The 17,011-nt window shown below is 58.7% G+C and carries 17 protein-coding genes; 10 read left to right on the forward strand and 7 right to left on the reverse strand.

Features of this window, described 5'->3' with window-relative positions; genetic code table 11:
• The 4 genes from ACVJ5M_RS16360 to ACVJ5M_RS16375 all read left to right on the forward strand — a co-directional run bounded on the left by ACVJ5M_RS16360 (position 1) and on the right by ACVJ5M_RS16375 (position 4,038).
• Complete coding sequence (locus ACVJ5M_RS16360) at positions 1–1,089, forward strand: glycosyltransferase (protein WP_354100503.1); 1,089 nt, start codon at positions 1–3, stop codon at positions 1,087–1,089.
• 137 nt (positions 1,090–1,226) lie between these two features.
• Positions 1,227–1,847 (forward strand): acyltransferase, encoded by a 621-nt coding sequence (locus ACVJ5M_RS16365; protein ID WP_354100502.1) that lies wholly within the window; start codon positions 1,227–1,229, stop codon positions 1,845–1,847.
• Between the two features lie 69 nt (positions 1,848–1,916).
• Positions 1,917–2,849 (forward strand): NAD-dependent epimerase/dehydratase family protein, encoded by a 933-nt coding sequence (locus tag ACVJ5M_RS16370; RefSeq protein WP_354100501.1) that lies wholly within the window; start codon positions 1,917–1,919, stop codon positions 2,847–2,849.
• Complete coding sequence (locus tag ACVJ5M_RS16375) at positions 2,842–4,038, forward strand: glycosyltransferase family 4 protein (RefSeq protein WP_354100500.1); 1,197 nt, start codon at positions 2,842–2,844, stop codon at positions 4,036–4,038. Before ACVJ5M_RS16370 ends, ACVJ5M_RS16375 begins: the two co-directional genes overlap by 8 nt.
• Here ACVJ5M_RS16375 and ACVJ5M_RS16380 read toward each other — a convergent pair.
• Both ACVJ5M_RS16380 and ACVJ5M_RS16385 read right to left on the reverse strand, forming a co-directional pair.
• Positions 4,035–4,178, reverse strand: coding sequence for a hypothetical protein (locus ACVJ5M_RS16380; RefSeq protein ID WP_354100499.1), 144 nt, complete (start codon positions 4,176–4,178; stop codon positions 4,035–4,037). The genes ACVJ5M_RS16375 and ACVJ5M_RS16380 overlap by 4 nt on opposite strands.
• Positions 4,179–4,258: 80 nt before the next feature.
• Positions 4,259–5,221 carry a UDP-glucuronic acid decarboxylase family protein gene (locus ACVJ5M_RS16385; RefSeq protein ID WP_354100498.1) on the reverse strand — a complete coding sequence of 321 codons (963 nt, stop codon included), beginning with the start codon at positions 5,219–5,221 and terminating at the stop codon, positions 4,259–4,261.
• Positions 5,222–5,500: 279 nt separating this feature from the next.
• Here ACVJ5M_RS16385 and ACVJ5M_RS16390 point away from each other — a divergent pair, with 279 nt between their 5' ends.
• The 4 genes from ACVJ5M_RS16390 (at position 5,501) to ACVJ5M_RS16405 (ending at position 9,476) form a co-directional block, all read left to right on the forward strand.
• Positions 5,501–6,253 carry a glycosyltransferase family 2 protein gene (locus ACVJ5M_RS16390; RefSeq protein ID WP_354100497.1) on the forward strand — a complete coding sequence of 251 codons (753 nt, stop codon included), beginning with the start codon at positions 5,501–5,503 and terminating at the stop codon, positions 6,251–6,253.
• An 84-nt stretch (positions 6,254–6,337) separates the two neighbouring features.
• The gene (locus ACVJ5M_RS16395) at positions 6,338–7,027 is read left to right on the forward strand and encodes a hypothetical protein (protein ID WP_354100496.1); all 690 of its coding nucleotides are present in this window, start codon (positions 6,338–6,340) and stop codon (positions 7,025–7,027) included.
• Positions 7,006–8,202, forward strand: coding sequence for a hypothetical protein (locus ACVJ5M_RS16400; RefSeq protein ID WP_354100495.1), 1,197 nt, complete (start codon positions 7,006–7,008; stop codon positions 8,200–8,202). Before ACVJ5M_RS16395 ends, ACVJ5M_RS16400 begins: the two co-directional genes overlap by 22 nt.
• Before the next feature lie 179 nt (positions 8,203–8,381).
• On the forward strand, positions 8,382–9,476 hold the full coding sequence (locus ACVJ5M_RS16405; protein WP_354100494.1) for an acyltransferase family protein: 1,095 nt from the start codon (positions 8,382–8,384) through the stop codon (positions 9,474–9,476).
• A gap of 138 nt (positions 9,477–9,614) precedes the next feature.
• Here ACVJ5M_RS16405 and ACVJ5M_RS16410 read toward each other — a convergent pair whose 3' ends face one another.
• Complete coding sequence (locus ACVJ5M_RS16410) at positions 9,615–10,544, reverse strand: FkbM family methyltransferase (RefSeq protein ID WP_354100493.1); 930 nt, start codon at positions 10,542–10,544, stop codon at positions 9,615–9,617.
• Positions 10,526–11,944, reverse strand: a complete 1,419-nt coding sequence (locus tag ACVJ5M_RS16415) for a hypothetical protein (protein WP_354100492.1) — start codon at positions 11,942–11,944, stop codon at positions 10,526–10,528. Before ACVJ5M_RS16415 ends, ACVJ5M_RS16410 begins: the two co-directional genes overlap by 19 nt.
• Positions 11,945–12,125: 181 nt before the next feature.
• Between ACVJ5M_RS16415 and ACVJ5M_RS16420 the strand changes: the two genes are divergently transcribed.
• Positions 12,126–12,674, forward strand: coding sequence for a serine O-acetyltransferase (locus ACVJ5M_RS16420; protein ID WP_354100491.1), 549 nt, complete (start codon positions 12,126–12,128; stop codon positions 12,672–12,674).
• 158 nt (positions 12,675–12,832) lie between these two features.
• On the opposite strand, the gene ACVJ5M_RS16425 is transcribed toward ACVJ5M_RS16420, so the two are convergent.
• From ACVJ5M_RS16425 to ACVJ5M_RS16435, 3 genes are read right to left on the reverse strand one after another with little or no spacing between them, the layout of a single operon-like run.
• Positions 12,833–13,735 (reverse strand): phytanoyl-CoA dioxygenase family protein, encoded by a 903-nt coding sequence (locus ACVJ5M_RS16425; protein WP_354100490.1) that lies wholly within the window; start codon positions 13,733–13,735, stop codon positions 12,833–12,835.
• A 57-nt stretch (positions 13,736–13,792) separates the two neighbouring features.
• Positions 13,793–15,049 carry an MATE family efflux transporter gene (locus tag ACVJ5M_RS16430; RefSeq protein ID WP_354100489.1) on the reverse strand — a complete coding sequence of 419 codons (1,257 nt, stop codon included), beginning with the start codon at positions 15,047–15,049 and terminating at the stop codon, positions 13,793–13,795.
• On the reverse strand, positions 15,046–15,312 hold the full coding sequence (locus tag ACVJ5M_RS16435; RefSeq protein WP_354100488.1) for an acyltransferase: 267 nt from the start codon (positions 15,310–15,312) through the stop codon (positions 15,046–15,048). Before ACVJ5M_RS16435 ends, ACVJ5M_RS16430 begins: the two co-directional genes overlap by 4 nt.
• 602 nt (positions 15,313–15,914) lie before the next feature.
• Between ACVJ5M_RS16435 and ACVJ5M_RS16440 the strand changes: the two genes are divergently transcribed.
• The gene (locus ACVJ5M_RS16440; RefSeq protein ID WP_354100487.1) at positions 15,915–17,006 is read left to right on the forward strand and encodes a hypothetical protein; all 1,092 of its coding nucleotides are present in this window, start codon (positions 15,915–15,917) and stop codon (positions 17,004–17,006) included.
• The last annotated feature ends 5 nt before the right edge of the window (positions 17,007–17,011 follow it).

Here is a 17,011-nt window from a genome sequence, read left to right on the forward strand (position 1 = left end):
ATGCGTCTGTTCCAGAATAGCTGCTTCTATCCCTCCTATCTGCCGCGGTTGAACATGCTCGCGGCAAAGGCGGTCACCTTCGAACAGCGTCGCGAGGTGTTTCTGAACGACCGTTTCGGCGCGTCACATTTCCTGAAGCCGGTGCTGGACGGATCGCCGGAGGTTTTTTTCACCAACGGGGACGACGAGGTCCTGCAGCGCCGCTGGGCGCGCGAGCAGGGCATGCCGGACGAGCCGACGCTCGAGGCCATCCTGCTTGCGCAGATCGAGCACCACGCCACCGAAGTGTTCTACAACCTCGATCCGGTGCGCTATCCGAGCGCGTTCGTTTCGAAGCTGCCGGGCTGCGTGAAGACGACAGTGTGCTGGCGTGCCGCACCGTCGGGAAATGCCGATTTCACGGCCTATGGCGCCGTGCTTGCAAACTTTCCTTCGATTCTCGACATATGGCGCCGCAAGGGATGCCGGGGAGAACCGTTCTTTCCGGCGCATGATCCCGTGATGGACGAGTATGGCCACGGCGAGCGTCCGGTCGACGTCGTCTTTGTCGGCGGTTACTCGCGGCACCATCGCACGCGTGCCAGGACGCTGGAGCGGGTCGCACACCTGGCGGACGCACATCAGGTCGTGTTCTGTCTCGATGCATCGCGCCTGACCAGGCTCGCCGAGAGCGCCATCGGACGGTTGCTGCCGCTGCGCCAACACCGGCGTCCCGATGCCATCGCAGCCATCGCCCGGCCGCCTGTGTTTGGGAGAGACCTCTATGAGCTGATCGGATCGTCCAAGATCGTCCTGAATGGCGCGATCGACATGTCCGGCGAAGACCGCGGCAATATGCGGTGCTTCGAGGCGATGGGCTGCGGTGCCCTGCTCGTGTCCGACGCCGGAAGATATCCGGAGGGCATGCAGGATGGCGTCACGATCGAGCCCTATGGAACGCCGGAACACGCCGCCGAAGTGACCTCGCGAAGTCTGCAGGACTGGCCCCGGTCGGCCGAAATCGCCGCGCTCGGGCGGGCTCGCATCCGTGAGATTTACAGCAAGGATGCCCAATGGAAAGAATTCGTGGAGCTCATAGGGCGCCTTTAGCGTGCTATAGTATTTCTCCGCTTGAATACGTGAATATCAACTTCCTGGTCGGGTAAAGGACGGGGAGAGTGGCTCCGTCGGAGGTGTCAATTGAGAATCCGAACACGATCGGCCGTGCTGTGTAAGAGCGTCTGCTGATGTCCACCCTCTCGACGCTCGTGCGTCATTGTGCGCATGCCCTCGATGGCATCAACTTTGACTATATCGTCCAGCGCCTGATCGGACGGGCGACCTGCCGCTTGCATGGACGAGCGTTCCTGGCCCATACCGCGCGGATCCGGAACGCGTTAGGCGATAGCGACAGGATTGTCATTGGCGACCATTCCCACGTCAGGGGCGAGCTGATGGTGCTCGGTCACGGCGGTCGAATTACGATCGGCGAATGGTGCTATGTCGGGGGGGGCACGCGGATCTGGTCGGGAGCTTCGATCGACATCGGTAACCGCGTCCTGATTTCGCATTCCGTGAACATATTCGATAATCTCTCGCATCCGATCCGCGCGAACGAACGGCACGAGCAAGTGAAGCAGATATTCACGCAGGGGCACCCGCGGAAGCTCTCTCTCGACGACCGCCCGATCAAGATTTGCGACGATGCGTGGATCGGTGCCTGCGCGATGGTAATGCGAGGCGTGATGATCGGTGAAGGTGGGATCGTCGCCGCAGGTGCAGTGGTCACCAAAGACGTTCCGGCCTATTCCATCGTGGCGGGCAATCCCGCCACCGTCATCAGGGAATTGGCGCCGGACGAGCGATGAAGGAGCACCGAATGACAACGAGGACCGGTATGTGCTCACCAGCCAATCGTCGACCCGCAAGGTAACGTCATGCTCATGTGGGTTACCGGCGCGAACGGGTTCATCGGCCGCCATCTCGTCCACGAGCTGGCGGGCAGCGGGCATGCGGTGCATGGCGTCGGTCATGGTGCCCTCGATCCGGGCGACGCGCGGGCGCTCGGCTTGCAGACCTGGATCAACGGTGAAGTCGACGCGGCCAACCTGAATGCGCTCGCCGCCGCGCACGGACTGCCGTCGCACGTCTTCCATCTCGCCGGCGGATCGTCTGTCGGATTGTCGATAGAGCGTCCGTTCGAGGACTTTTCGCGGACCGTAGCCAGTACGGCGCGCCTGCTTGAATGGCTTCGCAGCTTTGCGCCCACGAGTCGGCTGGTCGTGGTGTCGAGCGCTGCGGTCTACGGTGCCGATCACACCGGTCCGATTCCCGAAAGCGCGGCGCCGGCGCCGATGTCGCCCTACGGCCACCACAAGCTGATGATGGAGCAGCTGTGTCAAAGCTACGTCCAGAGCTTCGGCATTCGCTGCATGGTCGTGCGATTGTTCTCGGTCTATGGTCCCAACCTTCGCAAGCAGCTTCTGTGGGACATCTGCTCGCGGCTGCGGAACGAGCAGCGCACGCTGAACCTCGGTGGAACAGGAGCCGAGATCAGGGACTGGACCGACGTTCGCGACGTTGTCCGCCTGCTGGCGCGCGTCGCAGAGGGGCCGTGGCAGGACAATTTTGGCGTGATCAATGGCGGCTCCGGGCGCGGTGTGAGCGTGGCCGGCATTGCCGAAGGCCTGATCGGGCATTGGGGCGGCAACACGGTCGTGCAGTTTTCCGGCGTCGCGCGGCCGGGCGATCCGACGACCCTGCTGGCCGATAACGGGCGCGTGCTCGACATGAATTTCGATTGGCACATCCCGCTGGAGCGCGGCCTGGCCGACTACGTCAAATGGTTCAGGGGCCAAGCCCGTGCCTGAGCGCGCGCCGGTGCGGATCGCCTTCACCAACATTCCGCGCCGCCTATGGGCGGGAGGCTATAACTATCAACGCAATCTGTTCGAGGCGCTCAACAGGCACGCGCCGGGATCGGTGACGCCCGTGCTGTTTGCCGGAACCGCTGATGAATCCGAGGAGATCGCGGCGCTGGCCGGCGTTCCCGCCGTCGAGGTCGCGCGCTCGCCGGTGTTCGATCATGCCGCGACCGGCCTTGCCCGTGCGACGGATCTCGCCCGCGCGATTGCCTTTGGTCTGGACGGTCCCGCCAACGCCGAGTTCAGGACTCGCAAGATCGACATAGTGTTCGAATCCGCGCGCTTCTTTGGCTGGCGTCTGCCGTTCCCGGCGATCGCCTGGTTCCCGGATTTCCAGCACCGCTTGCTCCCGCATCTTTTCTCGAGGAGCGCCTATTGGCGGCGTGATCTCGGCTTTCGGATCCAGCTTGCCTCCGGCCGCCACGTCATGTTGAGCAGCGCCAGCGCACTTGGTGATCTCAAGAAATTCTATCCGGGCCTGTTGAACTCCGTCTCCGTGGTCCGGTTTGCGACCGAACCGCCGGCCAGCCTCCTCGCCACGAATCCGTCCGACGTGATCGCTAGTTATGGCCTGCCGTCACGCTATTTCTACCTGCCAAATCAGTTCTGGCGTCACAAGAATCACCAGCTCGTCGTCGATGCGCTTGACCTCTTGAAACGCAGGGGGCTCGACGTCGTCGTCGCGGCGTCGGGAAGCACGCTGGACTTCCGCGAGCCCGGTCTTTTCGAAGCGATGATGCAAGAAGTCAAAGCGCGCGGCCTCGAGACGAACTTCCGGCATCTCGGAATGATCCCGCTCGACCATGTCTACGCGCTCCTGCGCGCATCGGCGGCGCTCATCAATCCTTCGGAGTGCGAGGGGTGGAGCACCACCGTCGAGGAAGCAAAGTCGTTTGGTGTCCCGATGCTGCTGTCCGGCCTCGAGGTACATCGCGAGCAGACCGAGGGCCGCGCGCGATATTTCGGCATCCACGATGCCGAAGCCTTGGCCGAGCACATGTCGCAGGTCGCGCAATCGGCCGATCCCGCGACCGCCCGGGACCTGTTGCCGAATCTCGAAGAGCGCGTGAAGGTGTTCGTTGCAGATTTCGTTCGACTCACCGCAGACGTGATGAAAAATCCAGAAGCTCGCTAGTCAGGCGTTCGTGGCCGCTCGAAGATCCTCCGCGACATCACGTGCCAGAACGGGAAGAGAAGCGCGCCGCCATGGGTGACCATGGCGACGGAGAGCGGGATGTTGAGCAGATTGGAGATCAAACGGAAGCGCTGCGACAATTCTGCCGAGACGGCATTCCGCAGAGAGTGCCGGAGGATGGGTCGATTCGGATAGAGTCCCTTTGCGCGTGGGAGATTAATCAGGCTATTTCGAGTGAGTGCTTGAAATAGGCGATCGTCTCTTTCAGGCCATCCTCGAGCGCGACCTTCGGCTCCCAGTTCAGTGTCGCCTTGGCTTTGGCGAGGTCGGGCTGGCGCTGCCGCGGGTCGTCCTGCGGCAGCGGCTTGAACACGAGCTGCGAGCGCGAGCCCGTGAGCTTGATGACCTTCTCAGCCAGCTCGCGGATCGTGAACTCGGAATTGTTGCCGAGATTGATCGGGCCGGTGACGTCTTCGTCCGTCACCATCAGCCGCAGGATCGCCTCGACGAGATCGTCAACATAGCAGAACGAGCGGGTCTGCCCGCCGTCGCCGAACACGGTGATCGGCTCGCCCTTGAGCGCCTGGACGATGAAGGACGACACCACGCGCCCGTCATTGGGCTGCATGCGCGGGCCATAGGTGTTGAAGATGCGTGCGACCTTGATCGGCAGGCCGTGCTGGCGCCAGTAGTCGAAGAACAGCGTCTCGGCGCAGCGCTTGCCTTCGTCGTAGCAGGAGCGGATGCCGATCGGGTTGACGTTGCCCCAATAATCCTCGGTCTGGGGATGGATCAGCGGATCGCCGTAGACCTCGCTGGTCGAGGCCTGGAAGATCCGCGCCTTGAGCCGCTTGGCGAGGCCGAGCATGTTGATGGCGCCATGCACCGAGGTCTTGGTGGTCTGCACCGGGTCGCGCTGATAGTGGATCGGCGAGGCCGGGCAGGCCAGGTTGAAGATCGCGTCGACCTCGATATAAAGCGGAAACGTGACGTCATGGCGCACCGCCTCAAAAAACGGGTTCTGAAGAAGTTGCGTGATATTGCGGCGGCTGCCGGTAAAGTAATTGTCTACTGACACGACTTCGGCGCCCTCGGTCAGGAGTCGCTCGCACAAATGCGATCCAATAAAACCCGCGCCCCCTGTAACGAGGAGGCGGCTGTTACGGTATTGGTCAAGCGACATCGGCTCTCCAGTTCGTCAAACTATCGTTGAGGTGGCTTGGATAGGGAGTGGTATCGATATGGCCCTTGTAAGCAACTACTTTATCGCCACTTATGGTATTAAAATACCTAAGCTTGTAGCTCTCGGGCTTAATTGAGTAAAACGCCAGCCAGCGAATGTAGGACGATCTCCTTACTTGAGGTTATTGTTGACGCTGGCATCGCAATGCGTCACCCCGACCACGCGCCTCCGATGGTGCTGAAAAGGCGATGGTTGAAAGGTGCGTAGGAACTCCTTCATATGGTCGATCTCGTTTCAATTATCACCCCTGCCTACCGAGCAGCTAAATACGTAGACAAGGCCATTACATCTGTTCAGCAGCAGACCTATCGCCATTGGGAATTGATTGTAACGGACGACTGCTCACCCGATGAGACGCGACAAGTCGTCGCCCGGTATGCTGAGCGGGATCGGCGAGTGAAGTTGATTGCACAGACCACTAATCAAGGGCCCGCGATGGCGCGCAACGCTTCGCTCCGGCAGGCGCAGGGCAGGTTCATCGCGTTCCTGGACAGCGACGATTGGTGGCTATCGACAAAGCTTGAGCGTCAACTCGATTTCATGCGCCGTTCAGGAGCGGCGCTCAGCTATACCCAATTCAGGCGGGTCGATGAGGATGGTGACAACGAAGGGCGCTTGATCAAGGTGCCGGACCGACTCACTTACCGCATGCTCCTCGGCAACACCGCGATCGCAACATCCACAGCAATGGTCGATCGGACGCAGACGGGCGATTTTCGGATGACGAAAACCTACTACGACGATTTCGCTCTCTGGTTGAAATTGCTTCGCGCCGGACACGTAGCTAGCGCGCTGCAGGAGGATCTTATGCGCTACCGGGTGCTGAAAGGGTCAGTATCGCGCAGTAAGGTCAATTCGGCAAAGAAGGTCTGGTCTACTTATCGAGAGATCGAGGGCCTCAGCATCCCAAGCTCGTCCCTCTATTTCTCTCTGTATACCTGCAACGCCCTTCTCAAGTACGTCCGATTTTGAGGCTTGTGGAGCTGGCAAATGCATTGCCGCCATCAAAATGAGACGAGCGTTCAGTAGAGCGTCGGCTAGTAGGAAATCGCAGGGATGAAGCTTGGCGTCGCAGAAAACATCGAGCGCGAGGTCATTGTCGGGAAAAACTCGACTGTTTGGCGCGAATTGGCGAGACGGTCGGATATCGCTGCAAAATTCCAAGTTGCACTTGGCCACACCGAGATTGACAATGCTGGACTTCTGCCGACTGATCGGTTGTGGGTTTTTGCGTATTCCAAGAAGCCGGACGAGAACGCGGCGCTGATCGAAGAACTGGCACGCGCCGGCGCCGCCGAGTACGTCTATGTGTCGTCGGCTACGACAAACGTCGTTCCGTACACCAGATGCTACAACTACCCCACGGCGAAGCTGCTGGCGCAGAACCTGGCGCGCGAGAGGCTGAACGCTCGCGTTCTAACCATCGGCGTTGTCTTCGACCGAATCTCCGAACTGCCGGCCGGCGCAACGATCGCGACAAGCTACGATGATCTGGCCGGTTTCATGCTGGCGCCGCGATGGCCCGACACCGTCGAACAGGAGGTTTGCCTGTTCAAGCCTTGCGAGCGCCCTTTCAGAAGTGAGGCGGAGGCGATTGCATTCAGGCTCTATGGTTACGCCATGCGCGTGCTGCGAAAATGGCCTTGTGTTCTACGCCCGGTCGATTTCGTCCTGCGAGGAATGGGATATAGATGGTACGGCTACCTTTATCTGAGTAACAAGACGTGGTTTACGACGACATTATAGTTGGCTCCGGGCTGGCGGCGCTTGCGACTGCCCTTGGCCTCGCTGCATCGCGAAAAGTTCTCGTTCTTGGCGGGCCCGAGACAGGGCAACTGGAATTCTATGGTGATCAGAAATCCATCCCCTCCTCCTATAGTGGGGTCGGGGGACTAGGCAATTTTTGGCACGGCGTCATCCCGACAGCAATTAGGGCTCCCTATGCGCGCGAGTGCCGCAGCGAAATTGCCGAACTCTTCCAGTATTTTTATCCGCGAACTTCAATCCAGGAAAAGATCGACCAGCGTTGGCTTTTTGTACCAAGGAGGCCAGTGCGGCCGCGGCGGGAATGGGAAAGATTGTCGCGCGAGCGCGGTGACAATCTGCGATTTGTGCCGCTTGCCGTGGATCGATTTGACATTGGTGGTGGCGGCCAAACGGTCTTGGCTGCCGATGAAACGTTCAAGTCGAGACGGCTTTGGATCGCGGCAGGCGTGCTCAACTCGCCCAAGATCCTATCCAGATCCGTCTCCCCCGATCTCAGGCGAGCGTTCATATCAGACCATATCATCTGCTATGCGGGACAGATCCACCAGCACACGCCGGACTATTCTCCACCGCAGGTGGAAAGGGCAGGGGATGGGTTTTGGCTCGCTTTTGAATTCAGCTCGGATGGTGATGCGCTGCTCACGCAGCGACCTGCGCGTTTCGATTACCGCACGCTCGATCGCGGGATCGAACAGCGGGCCGTATACGGGCTCCCAACGAACAGCGCGATGGTCAGGCTCCTGAAGACGACCTCACCGGGGCTGGTGGCGGAAGCGCTCTTCAACAAGTTTGGGTTGTTCCCACGTTCGCCTGTGTTGAGTGTGTACGCGCAGCTGTTGGTCCGTGATGCGCTGGACTTCTCTCGAGAGGATGCTGCGTTGAACCCGATCGACCACAACGCTGCGCAGGCCGTGTCTCGCTTATCGCTTCCCTGGCCGGCGCTGCTCAGGACCGGGAGACCGGATTTGTTCCTCCGCGGCATTCACCTTCACCACTCAATCGACCTCGACGCTTTGAACGCTGCAGGACTAGCGTCTGATGCGTCGACCGTCAGAGTCGTCGATGCTTCGACGATTAATGGTATCGGCCCTGAGCACCACAGCTTCTACACGATGGCGCGCGCATATCGTCTTGCCCGTGAGGCCAGTTCGTAAGCGACGATCTGCTGGGTCACGCGTACAGCCCAGCAGATTACTGTCCGCTCAACCTCAATATCGGCTGGCGCAGTTTTCAAGCGGGCAAGTCATGGGTAATCTTCCGGCTTGCGCGAGGCGGGCGTGAACGATAGGGGTATACGCAAGTGTACTTGTCCGGGGCGCTCGTGATCCACAAAATGAACCTCCATTTTGACGTGGTGCGAGGCGTGGCCGCGATTGTCGTGTTGGGCGCGCATGTTGCTCAGGCCTTCCTCTGGCGGCTTTATGGCGCAGGCTCGTGGGCGGACATGGCTTCCGGCTGGGCCGCACGTTTTGCGGTGCTGGCTTTCTTCCTGTTGTCCGGACGCCTGATTGTGGCCAGTATCGGTTCCAATATCCGCAGGAACGGCTCTTTTGATCCTATCGATTATCTTCTCAACCGCATCGCCCGCCTTTACCCACCGCTTCTATTTGCAATCGTGCTGACCGTAGCAGTCGTCGTAACAATTCAACTATTCGGGTTACCAGGATCGAAGGGCAGCTCCCTCGGCACTCTTCGCGCGTCCGGCATTTCGCTTCGGCTCACTGAGCTCGTGCAAAGCCTCCTGCTTTACAACGGACTGACAATCGCGGACGGCCCGCTTTGGACTCTCTACATTGAGGTAAAGCTCTACATCGCGGCTGCAGGCGGCGCGATGCTGACATTCGGACGAAACTTGGCAGCAAGAGCGATCGGCTGTGCTTTGGTGCTGTTCGCCGTATGGACTGGCATCGACCATCATCGTTTCTGCTTTTTTGCGGTGATCTGGTGCCTCGGAGCGTTCACGAACCTGCCTGGCGCCAGGAACCCCGGCATCTTCCTCGCGGCGTCTACGGCGGCAGTGGCGCTTTGCTATATGACTCCGGGCTATTCGGACTATATCGACGGCTCTTTTGGGACTTTGGCGCAAGCTATAGGTTGCGCCGGAATTGCCTACGGCTTGCTTGTTTGGAACGGGGAGGGATTCGACTTCCCAGCATGGCTGGTGAAGACCGGTGATTTTTCCTACACGCTTTACGTGACCCATTTCCCTATACTGGCGCTCGCCCTGTCAATATCGCTTGCAATCAGCGACAAATCGTTTGTCGTAGCGGGGCTCGCTGCCTTTCTGGCTTCTGCAGCAGCGCTCGTGCTCTCTGTTTGCGCTGCGTCGCGGCTCGAGGATACGGCCGCATTCAAGCGAGCGCTGGTGACAGCCCTTGATCGCAAATCAAACCTGATAGACTTCGCTCGATATGGCCGCCGCCTGTAGCGGCCACCCATCGAGCCAGGTGCGTCCGGGGAGATTCGTTAAAGCGCGATGAGATTGGGGTGAATCGTCATCGCGTTTTGGGTTATTGTTTGTGCATGATCTTTTCGGAAAGCCGCTGCACACTTTTCCGGATCATGCTCAGCTCTGTTGATTCTTCCCTTGGGAAGGGACGGGCACCATCAACACCAGCGGGTAGACCTCGTCCAATCGATCGGGATCGACAGGTTCCAACGTATTCTTTCTGCCCTTCAGGAGCAGCTTTAGAGATCGCCAGATCTTGGAGCGCCCGGTGTCATGCATTCGAATGGCATGTAGCTCATAGCCTGGTATCGCGCGCGCAATGTTGACCAGATTGGGCTGCGCCTTTGTGAAGAGCTCGAATCCCACGAGTGGCCTGTATTGCCGCAGAAGGGGCTCAAGGGACTCGATGATCTCCTGTTCCATCCCCTCGACGTCGATCTTGATGAACGCGCGAGAGAGCTGGTCTGCGTATTGCGCCACGAAATCATGTGCCGACTTGAGTTGAATAGAATATCGATTTCCGAATTGCTCTTCCGACAAGCCGAACGTCTCCGGCGGCAGCACAGACCTCTCGGCCACGCGGCTGATGGAATGCTCGTCCGGAGACTCCTCCAGTGTCACGATTCCCTCGGTCTTGCCCAAACCGAAATTGTGGCAGGACAAATGCGACATCCGGTTGCGCAATACATTGGCCTCCAGCACCCGATAGAGAATCGGATGTGGCTCGACCGCTTCCACCCGCCGGAACAGCGGCGCCAGCGCGATGCTGTGGTTACCGATGTTGGCGCCGATATCGATCATCAGCTCCGTGGTGCCGGAGCGGGAAAGGACGTAGCGTAACGCCTCTATCACGCCCTTTTCGAACAGACCCTCCGACAGGATATGCCGATCGACCGTGCTCGATACTTCGACAAACATCGTTGCGGGCCGCTTGCGGGCACGGCGCGCCAGGAGCGTGAGCAGTCCGAAGCTCGTCAGATAGCGGATCGCATCGAAGCCGGGTTTCACCTCAAAGAAGGACGTACGTTCTATCCTGTTCGGCTGCACTCCACCCCCCCGACCGGTCTCGGCGAGACCGGCATCTTTCGTACTGCTTCGAGCAGCATCGCGAGATGCTGCGGATCGATCAGTGGCCATCGTCGCCCCCCTGAGCGAGGGAAAACCGAGCTGGCGAGACAGGCGCTAATGAAATCATGCTTCTCGGTCTCCGACAAGGTGCGAGCCGACCGGAGAGCCACGACGATAGTTTCGGCCCAATTGTCGATCGACGCAAGGTCGAGATAAACAGCGCCCGACCGCGCAAACCAATAGCTCGTGTTGCTGAAAGTGAATATGGGTTTGTCGCGAAGTGCGGCTTCGATGCCGACGCTGCCGGCTCCCAGCAGTACCGCATCGCTTCTTGCCATAACCTCCGCCGAATATTCGAGCGGCGGCACCATCACGACATTGGGGACCGACTTGAGCCGCTCGTAGAACACCGCGTTGCGCGCCCCGAGCATATGCGGGTGCTCCTTGATGGCCACCACGCAGTCCCCTGATAGTGCCGCGACGATCTCGACGGTCTTGTTTTCATAGTCGATGATCGATTTATCCTTGATCCAGTAGTCGATCGCCGCTTCGGGAAAATAGGCCAGCGGCACAAATACAGTTGGAGAGGACGACTTCTTCTGCAGGGAGGTTAGCTCGGATTGCCAGTCGTTGCTGAAGCAATTTGCGGATGGAAAGTCCCGAATTCTGCGCCGCTCAGCCAAGTAGGGAGTTATCGCATAATGTACATGAAGAGGATCGCGCTCCAGATATCCTTTGGCGAGAAAGACAATGCGCTTGACATAGTAGCGACCTATGCCGAGCACGTGGCGGCGCAGCGAATAGTTCAGGCGTTGGTTGTAGTCCTGCCGGAAGAATGGCTTCACCACGGCGCCAATGGCTTTCTCGACCTCGTTGGAAGACGGAATCCTGATGTCGAATGCATCGCCATTCGCAGAGCTGGTGAGTTGGAGAAGGCCTGGAAATAGCGAGTGGGCATAGCCCACAAACCCGATGCCACGGCGTCGGGCGAGGATGCTCAGGAGATGCGTCACGTATTCGTCCACCCAGTGGCAGATGACGCCCTCGGGATTCAAGCGGTCCAGCCACTCCTGGAGCGTAGCCGCCATTGCATGAAGCCGTCGCTCGGCGTCGTCCCGGTCGAGGTTGCGCAGGAGGCGGCAACGCCGAATGCAATCGTCGCTTTGATCTGCATCCAGCAGTGCCGGAGGCCGCCCGGATCGCAAATGGCGATAGAATGCCTCACGCGTGTCGTTGGTCCCCTTTTTCCTGCCGTCGGTGAGAAAGAACAGCTTCTCCCCGCGCGGGAGCGCAGCGAAATTGGCCTTGAAATCGTCAACCAGATACGGGCGACAAAAAACAAGGATTCCCGAGGGATCTGATGAGACTGCTTTGGTCAATGGAAAGATTACCTGCGCTTTCCGGAATTGGCGAATGCCATCGGCGGCCTGCCGGGGCTTTACTGACTGTGACGCAATCCGCTAAACATTGGAAACGGTCAAAGTCAAGCGAGAGGATCAAAGTGTTTGTCATCTCACATGTGCGGCAATTATCGCGTAAGTCCTGCACTGGCCGGCGCTAATGTCGTATTCGGAACCCGGCGTTCGCGCGCTGCTCGACGCCGACTGGCAACGGTTGATGGTTGCAATGGGCAAGCCGTCCCGAAACCGGAAATGGACCGATGCGTTCTCGCCCAGGTTCGCTCATATCGTCCTGATCCGCTGGGCCCATGCATTCCACAGATCGGGCTGGCGCCGGCTCGGAAAACTGACATCCCTGTTGAATTTTGGCCTGTTCGGCATGGAGATCCCCAGCAGTCTCAAAATTGGCCCCGGCCTGATCATACCACACACGAATGGAATTATCCTCGGCGCCGCGCGGATAGGGGCCAATGTGACCATCTACCAGCAGGTGACGCTGGGGGCGAAAATGGCTGACTGGGACTACGACCTGGCCCAAAGGCCGGTGGTCGAGGATGGCGCGACCATCGCTGCCGGCGCCAAGGTGCTGGGGCCCGTTGTCCTGGGAAGCAGATGCGTAGTCGGCGCAAACGCTGTGGTCGTCAGCGACGTAAACCCGGGAGCGGTCGTGGGCGGAGTTCCCGCCCGCGTACTCTCGTCCGAGAGGTGATCAGGGGCCTCTCGGTCGCCGCGCTCTAGGGCGTCGGCGACTGCGCGACCGCAGCCCTCAAAGCATGATCCGGAAAAGTGCGCAGCGGTTGTTCGAAAAGATCATGCGCAAACAACAACCTAAAGCGCGATGACGATTCATCCTAGTCTCATCGCGCTTTAGCGCAGATAGACTCGATTTACATATCGGTCGAGCGCAACACCGTTTTGCTCCGGCGTAAACTCTGCAACCGGCCGCTTGGGGCCGCCGACATATTCGACGAGAGAATAAAGAACCTGAAAAAGCAGACGGGTTCTTGTCTTGGGCGGAACACCGCGGTGAATGCCATAAGTGTTTTCGAGGAAGGCAGTGCCGGCGGGTCCGGAAAACGACAACATGTTCTCCCTGCCGAACTCGAGGGCAACTTCCTCTTCCGAAAGTCTGCGGATGTTTGTCAGCTTGTCGATGTTGTGTGTGCCGCGCACAAAAGCGTGGGGGCCTGACTCGTCGTCGACATCCGTCAAATAGACGAACAGTTTGACGAAACGATAGTCGTCAACATCGCGATGATAAAGTTCTGCTTCCTGGGCACGCTCGCCGTGCGCGATGGACCACCAAGCGGCCATCAAGCTGATCGTCGGCTTGGCGCCAAGAACGTCCGCCACTGCGGAGAGCACGATAGGGTTGTTGGCTATTGCCAAAACGTGGGGGCAGCTAACGACGTCGAGGTGATTAAAGTGCGCAACATGGGTGCCTTTTGGCACGCCGTCCGGCGCATTGAATTTGCCGAGATCGGGACGATACGGGTCAAAAGCGAGACACGCTTGAAAATATCGACGGATGTCGCTGACCTGCTGTGGCGATACCAAATCGGGAAGCATGGCATAGCCGTCGACATTCAACCGCTCGAACGTGTCGGAGGCCTGTGGCAGATTCACGTAGCTGGGAAGCTGAGTGACAATGCGGTCCGCGGCTGCGTTTCTTTCCTTGAGGCCAACCACGCGACGTTGGAGGTACATGTGCCGGTAGCGAGGATCGTAGAGAAACTTCGCCCTGTTGCTGATCGCAGACTTAATTCCCATTTGGTCCCCGTTCCATGATAGGCCCGTTGCACAGAGTAGAATGCTGGAATATCCTGGTCAATCAGCAGGGCGGGGCGTCGCTGCTCGATCCCTTCGCGCGATCATGACTATTGCGACGATCATCTGGGCCGCTCGCGCGCACCCCATCGACAGCATGTAAGCCGGGAATCCCAGTTGAAAAAGCGAGACGATGAGAAAGAGTGCTGCCCAGACAAGCACAAAAGCCACCGCTCCTGCGAAGACTGCTCGCTCACTGTCGAGCGCAATGAGCGCCCAATCGAAGACGGGACTGATCTGAAGCGTCAAGGCCATAACGGTCAAGGCTGCGTCGGACCAGGAGAGCCGGTATTTTGCCCAATAGATGTCGGGATAGACCTGGTTCAGGAGCACGAAGGAAGCCGCTGCTCCGACCGCCATGAAGACTGCCACTTCGGCCGAGCGCGACAGCGCCGCTTTAAGGATGCCACCACGCTGCGCAAGTCTCGTACGAATAAAGTCCGGTCCCCATTTCTGGACAAATATGCTCGTCACAGTGTAGGCCGCGCTTAGCCAGATGCTGAGAAACGCATATTTCGCGCTATCAATTCCTGATGCGGAATGAAGTACCCAGCTTCGGTCGAAGCTGATCGGGATAAGCGCGGTACTCGTCGCTGCAAAGAGCCAGACGCCATCTGCCTCCCGGCTGACGAACGAATCCTTGTCGCTGGCCACAAGGTTCGGAGCTTTGGCTCGCGAACGAACGATTGTACGAAAATAGAGCAGTACGGCAACGCCGATCAGTGCAGAAGACGCGGCTTCCGCCCATAGGCCCACCTCCCAGTTGAACAGCGATGCAAACGTAGCGCAGAACACCAGCGCGCAAACCGCGCGCAACATCGTCGCGGCGCTCATTGCGAATAGCTTGTCGTACGCCCTGAACAATGAAGCTGAAATCGCGAAGGCATTGGTAGCGAACGCGAGCACGGCAACGGCGGAAGCCACGATCGTCATCCGTGGTCCGTAGACGGCGAGGGCGATCAGGGTAAGGGCGCCCAACGCCGCCAGATGTCTCCAGGCGAGTTTTCGCACGTCCCATCCAAGCGTACGGCGCAGTTCATCGGAGCGGCCGAACGCGACCAGACGTGTGAATTTCTTGACCATGCCCTCCGCAAGGCCAAAGCTGATTGCGCTTGCCGCGAGACTCACGAAAGCAAACGCCGCTGAATATTGAGCAAAGTCCCCGGGTGTTAGCACGCCTGCCAGAATCGCAGACTTACCGAGGGTTGCCATGCTCGCCAATGCCATGAGCGCGAAGAAGATGTAGTGAGACTTCACCCTTTTGACTTCGGAAAGGTTTTCGCCGGACAGCCGATTGCAATCGAATTCGGCGGAACGTCCTTCGTGACGACCGCGCCGGCACCGACGACGGAGCCTTCACCAATAGTCACACCGGCAAGCACGGTTGACCGATATCCAAGCCAGACACCGTTTCCAAGAACAATCGGTTTGGCTACGTGCGAATAGGGGAGCGGGCCGCCGATATCAAGGCCGCCAGTTTCAACGCACGCCCCCTCGGACAATCTTACATGATCACCCATTGTGATGCCTCCCATTGCTCCCAGGACACAATTGGGACCGATCCTGATACTGCGTCCTAGTACAATGCGCTCCGGATGTTTGACGCGACAATTCCAGAATATATAGGTATCCTTTTGCCAGGAATCTGGCCATAGGTAGCTGGAATAAGCTCGGTTGGCTATTCCCTCGGCGGCCGAATGCATCTTGGCAAGGGCGTGCATTAGCCCTCGTGGGCCGCTTGTCGCGAAGAGGCGTGTGATCTTTATTTTTGACATGGTCATGCCATAGTACCAGTAGCGCTAGTTCGATATCAATCGTGGACAATATGCCGGCTTTTTATATCAGCTGTCGCTTGGTGATTGCACTTGTCGTGGGAACTCTGCTTGTTCCGTTGGTCCTGGTCGTAGGCCTCCGGTACCTGACCGTATATGGCACGTGGCCTTCCATTAGCGTCGGTGCCTGGGCTTTCCTTCTCGGATGGTATCTCGCGTTCTTCCTTGGTTTTTTCCTTCCGGTCCGCTTGAGATCCACAACCGGCCGGACTGCGGTCGACCGGAAGAGATGGGATACGAATTTTTGGACGATCGGTCTCTCATGTGTCGCAGCTGTCGGCGCGGGAGTCATGACCTATAATTTCGCGGTCGTTCGCGGCTTTGGATTTGATGTCCCGGTCACGGAGCTGCGCACGATCGTCATCGAAGCGGCGTCTGCAGGCTATGTCGGTTCGTGGTTGGGGGGGGTGGGCCGGCTTTTCGTCTCTGCGATTGCGGTTGCGTGGATTGTCGCTTGCTTGAAATGGAGGGACCTTTCGTGGCCGGCTCTGACGATCCTGTTGGTCTCAACCACGGCGGTCTTTGCTTACCAGGCGAAGTTTGAGGGAGGGCGTTTCTTTTCTTCAGCAATTCTGCTGGCATCGTTTTTTGCGACGGTGGGTTTCTTTGTTTCGGACGTCGGTCGAGAGCAGCGCGTGAACATTTTCGCCGTCCGGCCAATCCACGTCGCTCCCGTCGCGATTTTGTTGCTGATGTCGGTCGGAGTAACTGCCTACAATGAGATGGTGTTCGTTTCTCGTGGCGCTCGATCCGCGCAAACTTTCGCTCAGCTGAAGGCAGCCGACGCTCCGGCTGCAAAAAAGGTCGCGGAAGCGGTCGGGCTGGAGAGGCTTGCGGTGGACCAAAATCCCCTTGCCGTTGCTTATCTGCAGTATGCTGCAAACTTCGGTATCGATCTCTCGTCTGCTGGTGATTCCCAAGCAATCGCAACGAGCTATGGCCGAGCGATGGCCTGGATCTACCTCACGCAGGGAGTTGGCGAATTCGACCGGATTTTCCGGATTGAAAACTTGCGACACTCCGCCGGCCTTTATCAGTTTTCGCAAATCGCGCAGGTACTGAGCAAGCTCACTGGTAAAGACATGCGGTACGATGTGGCAGAGAATCTGCCGAATTACGGCACCTACATCACGCTGCCGGGCACGCTCTATGTCGATTTTGGCACGGTCGTGGCGCTCGTGCTTGCAGTTTTCGTGGGGATCTGTTTGCGTGCCGGTGTTGAATTGATGTTTGCGGGCGCCAGCACCTTCCTAGCCATTCTGGCGCCGATTCTCTTTGTGGTCGTTGCTACAGGACCAGTCACCACTTTGGTGCCCAATCTCTGGCCGTGCGCGTTCTGGATAGCACTCACGCAGATTCCGATCCGCACGAAATCCCGGTAGATTGC

It is taken from the genome of Bradyrhizobium sp. S3.7.6, assembly GCF_054061875.1.